The sequence below is a fragment of the Ruminococcus callidus ATCC 27760 genome, assembly GCF_000468015.1.
GTDB classification, from domain to species: domain Bacteria; phylum Bacillota; class Clostridia; order Oscillospirales; family Ruminococcaceae; genus Ruminococcus_C; species Ruminococcus_C callidus.
The window spans coordinates 672-5,508 of the sequence record NZ_KI260415.1 but is presented as its reverse complement, the minus strand read 5'-3'; the positions used below and the strand labels follow the sequence as shown (position 1 = coordinate 5,508).

Annotated in this window: 5 protein-coding genes; all 5 read left to right on the top strand. The window is 45.7% G+C overall.

What is annotated here, in order from left to right:
- Positions 1 to 27: 27 nt before the first annotated feature.
- The 5 genes from RUMCAL_RS08595 (at position 28) to RUMCAL_RS08575 (ending at position 4,833) form a co-directional block, all read left to right on the top strand.
- Positions 28 to 456, top strand: a complete 429-nt coding sequence (locus tag RUMCAL_RS08595; protein WP_021682361.1) for a DUF7768 domain-containing protein — start codon at positions 28 to 30, stop codon at positions 454 to 456.
- On the top strand, positions 456 to 788 hold the full coding sequence (locus RUMCAL_RS14655; protein WP_021682360.1) for a helix-turn-helix domain-containing protein: 333 nt from the start codon (positions 456 to 458) through the stop codon (positions 786 to 788). The genes RUMCAL_RS08595 and RUMCAL_RS14655 overlap by 1 nt, the downstream gene beginning before the upstream one ends.
- The gene (locus RUMCAL_RS08585) at positions 785 to 3,031 is read left to right on the top strand and encodes a phage/plasmid primase, P4 family (protein ID WP_021682359.1); all 2,247 of its coding nucleotides are present in this window, start codon (positions 785 to 787) and stop codon (positions 3,029 to 3,031) included. The genes RUMCAL_RS14655 and RUMCAL_RS08585 overlap by 4 nt, the downstream gene beginning before the upstream one ends.
- A gap of 147 nt (positions 3,032 to 3,178) precedes the next feature.
- A complete protein-coding gene (locus tag RUMCAL_RS08580; RefSeq protein WP_021682358.1) occupies positions 3,179 to 3,466 on the top strand; it encodes a VRR-NUC domain-containing protein in 288 nt (95 codons plus the stop codon).
- Positions 3,463 to 4,833, top strand: coding sequence for a DEAD/DEAH box helicase (locus tag RUMCAL_RS08575; protein ID WP_021682357.1), 1,371 nt, complete (start codon positions 3,463 to 3,465; stop codon positions 4,831 to 4,833). The genes RUMCAL_RS08580 and RUMCAL_RS08575 overlap by 4 nt, the downstream gene beginning before the upstream one ends.
- The last annotated feature ends 4 nt before the right edge of the window (positions 4,834 to 4,837 follow it).

Sequence of the window (4,837 nt, the reverse complement as noted above, 5' to 3'; positions counted from 1 at the left end):
CACAGAAACGGCTGAAAGGAGTATTGCATGAATCGGTATAATGCCGAGGGATACATTGATCTCACTGCTTATGAGGCACTGAGCCGTATTGAACGAGAGGAACGCAGGGCGAAAAAAGCTGCCGCTTATCGACCGCTGGTATACATTTGTTCTCCCTATTCCCACGGCTGCATCAATGACAATATCGAAAACGCCAGACGATACAGCCGCTTTGCAGTAGATACCCACTATGTCCCTATCGCTCCCCACTTGCTGTTTCCGCAGTTCATGGATGACAGTCTGGGCGAAGATCGTCAGACAGCGATGTTCATGAATTTGGTACTGCTGTCAAAGTGTGCCCAGCTGTGGGTATTTGGTTCTGTGCGGTCGGAGGGGGTGCAGCAGGAAATCAAATGGGCAAAGCGGCGGCATATGACCATTCGGTATTTTACAGAAGAATTGGAGGAAATAGAGTAATGTATCAATTCCCACAAATACTGCAAAAATTGATGGAGCGTCATCCAACGTACCGCAGAAGAATTACACAAAAAGAACTGGCTGAACATGTTGGAGTTCGACCGCAAACAATCTCTCTGTACTTAAAAGGTGATACAGCTCCCTCACCGAGACTTTTGTTAAAAATGGCGGATTACTTGTGCGTGTCGACAGATTATTTATTAACGGGGCAAGATGGCGAACAGTCTGGAGATGTAATTACTATGGACTCTTTGCGTGATATACAAAAGCAAGTGCGTGGAATTATGAGTCAGACAAATACGCTGATTGCAGAACTGGAGGCAAAGAAATGAAATTTACGCTTTATACTGCTACTTGCCGTGAAAACGCAAAAAATATCAAATATCCGAAGGATGTAGAGGTAATTGACGAGGAAAGTTTGAAGTCTGCGGTGCAATTTGACCACGTTTCTGCAAAATTCACGGATGATAAAAGAAGCAATGCCAGCTTTATAGAGAGCGATTGTCTGATGTTTGATTGCGATAATAGCCACTCTGAAAATCCAGAAGATTGGGTTACACCTTTGGAACTGGCATTGACATTTTCAGACGTAGCATTCGCAGTTGCCTATAGCAGAAACCACATGAAAAACAAGGGAAACAGAATTGCACGTCCTAAGTTTCATGTCTATTTTGAAGCAGAAAAAGGAATGTCCGTAACAGAACGACAGAATTTGAAAAAACAGGTTCTGGAACAGTTTCCCTATTTCGATGAAAAGGCACTGGACGAGGCACATTTCTTTTTTGGTGTGGAGAATCCAAAAGTGGAATGGTATCAAGGCAATCTGACGCTTGCTGAATTTTTTGAAAAAGATGCTTTTGCAGAATGGGATGCTCAGACGGAATTAATCCAAGAAGGCTCCAGAAACAGCACAATGAGTCATATCGCTGGGAAACTGATCAAGCGTTATGGCAATACAGAGGCAGCGTATCAATTGTTTCAAAAGGCAGCAGAAAAGTGCAACCCACCATTGGCGGAATCAGAACTGCACATGATTTGGCAGAGTGCAAAAAATTTCGGAAAGCGAGTATCCAAACAAGACGGATATATTGCTCCGGAGTTATACGGGCAGATGTATAGCCTGCGACCGGAGGATTATTCCGATATTGGGCAAGCAAAAGTTTTTGCAGAACAGGTACAAGGCGAACTTGCCTATACAGATGCAACCGAATACTTATGCTATTTGCAAACACACTGGGTAGAATCGAAACAGACTGCTGTTGGCAGATGCGAAGCATTTCTGGACAAGCAGCTGGAAGAAGCAGAACGAACGCTGGAAATGACACACAAGATGCTGCTGGACAGCGGAGTAGATGCTGAAACAATTTCCAAGGGCGGAAAGGTGCTGGAAAAAGCCGTGGATGACGTCAGCAGAAAAGCGTACATCGAATATCGTTCTGCCCTGACTTACCGAACTTTCGTCATGAAACGCAGAGATATGAAGTACATCTCTTCGGCATTACAAGCAGCAAAACCGATGCTGCTGAAAGATATCGCAGATTTTGACAGTCAGGAGTTCTTGCTAAACACACCGACAGCAACCTATGACTTGCAGAAAGGCGTGAATGGTGGAAGATCGCACAATCCGGAGGATTACCTCACAAAAATGACTGCTGTTTCGCCGGACAACGTGGGAGAAGAAATTTGGAAAGATGCCTTGCATTGCTTTTTCTGCGGCGATCAAAGTTTAACGGATTATGTGCAGCAAATCTGCGGGCTTTGTGCGATTGGAAAAGTGTATCAAGAGGCATTGATTATTGCCTACGGCGAAGGCAGCAACGGCAAGTCCACCTTCTGGAATGCCATTTCACGGGTGCTTGGAAGTTACAGCGGAACAATGTCCGCAGATGCATTGACGGTCGGCTGCAAGCGAAATGTAAAGCCGGAAATGGCAGAACTCAAGGGCAAACGGCTGGTCATTGCAGCAGAACTGGAAGAAGGAATGCGGTTGAATACTGCGGTCATCAAGCAGCTTTGTTCCACGGATGAAATCCAAGCGGAGAAGAAATACAAGGATCCGTTCCGCTATACACCTGCTCATACGCTGGTGTTATACACGAACCACCTGCCGAGGGTTGGAGCCAACGATGATGGAACGTGGCGTAGATTGATTGTGATCCCGTTTCTGGCAAAGCTGGAGGGGAAATCTGACATCAAGAATTTTGCAGATTATCTGGTCGAACACGCTGGCGGAGCAATTCTGTCTTGGGTGATGGAGGGAGCGAAACAAGTCATTGACCGACAATTCAAACTGGAAGTTCCACAGTGCGTCAAAAAAGCAATCCACGCATATCGGGAAAGCAACGACTGGATGTCGGCATTTCTGGAAGACTGCTGTGATGTAGATAAGACCTACCAGCAAAAATCAGGCGAATTGTATCAGGAGTATCGTTCGTATTGTTCCAGAAATGGAGAGTACACAAGGAGTACAACGGACTTTTACACGGGTCTTGAAAATGCAGGGTTTGAACGAAAGAGAACCAAGAAAGGTATCATCGTTTATGGTGTAAAAATCAAGTCGGAATTTTTAGAATGATGGGCAGGGGTGCAGGTCGGAGGAGGTCATTTCGTAAACTCTTCTTATAGGTAATTTTTACCAAATTTTCAGCCTAAAAGGGGTTTTATATATTGACCTTAATCGACCAGCACCCCAAAAAAGAAAAAACTTGAAAAGGTGGCTAAAATGCGTGAAAAAATGATTGAAAGCCGGTTGGTACAAGAGGTGCAGTCCAGAGGAGGTCTTTGTTGGAAGTTTACAAGTCCGGGAACGGATGGAGTGCCGGATCGAATCGTATTGATGCCGGGTGGAAAAATTGCGTTTGTGGAAGTAAAGGCTCCGGGTGAGAAGATGCGGGCGTTACAAATCCGGAGAAAACAACAGCTTGAGCGTGTTGGTTTTTCCGTGTATTGTCTGGATAGTCTGGAACAAATCCGTCCCATTTTGGATGAAGTCGGAGGTGAAACACCGTGAAGTTCATTCCACACGACTATCAGCAATATGCGATTCAGTTTTTGACGGAGCATCCTGTGGCAGCACTTCTTCTGGATATGGGTTTAGGGAAGACTGTCACAACATTGACAGCAATCAATGAGTTGTTGTTTGACCGCTTTGAAATCCGCCGTGTTTTAGTGATTGCACCCCTTCGTGTGGCACGGGATACTTGGTCAGCAGAAATTGAAAAGTGGGAACATTTGAAGCATCTGAAATACAGTGTAGCAGTTGGGACATCCGCAGAACGCAGACAAGCCCTGCATGCAAAGACGGATATTTGCATTTTGAATCGTGAGAATATCAGTTGGCTGGTAGAGGAAAGCGGTATTCCGTTTGATTTCGATATGTTGGTGATTGATGAGTTATCCGGTTTTAAGAACCATCAGACGAAACGATTCAAGGCACTGATGAAAGTTCGACCAAAGGTGAAACGCATTGTCGGCTTAACGGGAACACCGTCCAGTAATGGTTTGATGGATTTATGGGCAGAGTTTCGTTTGCTGGATATGGGACAGCGGCTTGGAAGATTTATTGGACAATATCGAACAGCCTATTTTCAGCCGGATAAACGAAATGGGATGGTGGTTTATTCTTACAAGCCTTTGCCGCAGGCAGAGAAACAAATCTATGATAAAATTTCAGACATCACCATTTCCATGAAAGCGATTGATTATTTGCAAATGCCAGAACTTTTGTTGACAGAAGTTCCAGTTCGTCTTTCTAAGCAAGAAAGAGAACGATACAAGCAATTGAAACAAGAATTGGTGTTAGACTTGCCGGATGGCGAGATTACCGCTGCCAACGCTGCAAGTCTATCCAACAAACTTTCCCAGCTGGCAAATGGTGCAGTGTATGACGACACCGGAGCGGTGATTCCCATTCACGATCGAAAGCTGGATGCACTGGAAGACCTGATAGAGGCAGCCAACGGCAAGCCCGTTCTGGTGGCGTATTGGTTCAAGCATGATTTGGAGCGGATTCAAGAGCGACTGCGAAAGCTGAATGTTTCCTATCAGGAAATCCAGTCCTCTGACAGTATTCGGAACTGGAACGCCGGAAAGCTGCAAGTTGGTCTGCTACATCCTGCCGCTGCTGGTCATGGCTTGAACTTGCAGGCAGGCGGCAATGTGTTGGTGTGGTTTGGACTGACCTGGAGTCTGGAGCTCTACCAGCAGACCAACGCCAGACTGTGGCGGCAGGGGCAGCAATCGGAAACGGTTGTCATTCAGCATCTCATCACCAAGGGTACGATTGACGAACGTATCTTGAAAGCCCTGACTCGAAAGGAACAAACCCAGACCGCTTTGATGCAGGCAGTCAAAGCAGAACTTGGAGGTAGCAGATGAATAT

Coding starts and splice junctions, on each gene's coding strand:
- RUMCAL_RS08595 (WP_021682361.1), top strand. CDS start 28: ATGAATCGGTATAATGCCGAGGGATACATTGATCTCACTGCTTATGAG.
- RUMCAL_RS14655 (WP_021682360.1), top strand. CDS start 456: ATGTATCAATTCCCACAAATACTGCAAAAATTGATGGAGCGTCATCCA.
- RUMCAL_RS08580 (WP_021682358.1), top strand. CDS start 3,179: ATGCGTGAAAAAATGATTGAAAGCCGGTTGGTACAAGAGGTGCAGTCC.
- RUMCAL_RS08585 (WP_021682359.1), top strand. CDS start 785: ATGAAATTTACGCTTTATACTGCTACTTGCCGTGAAAACGCAAAAAAT.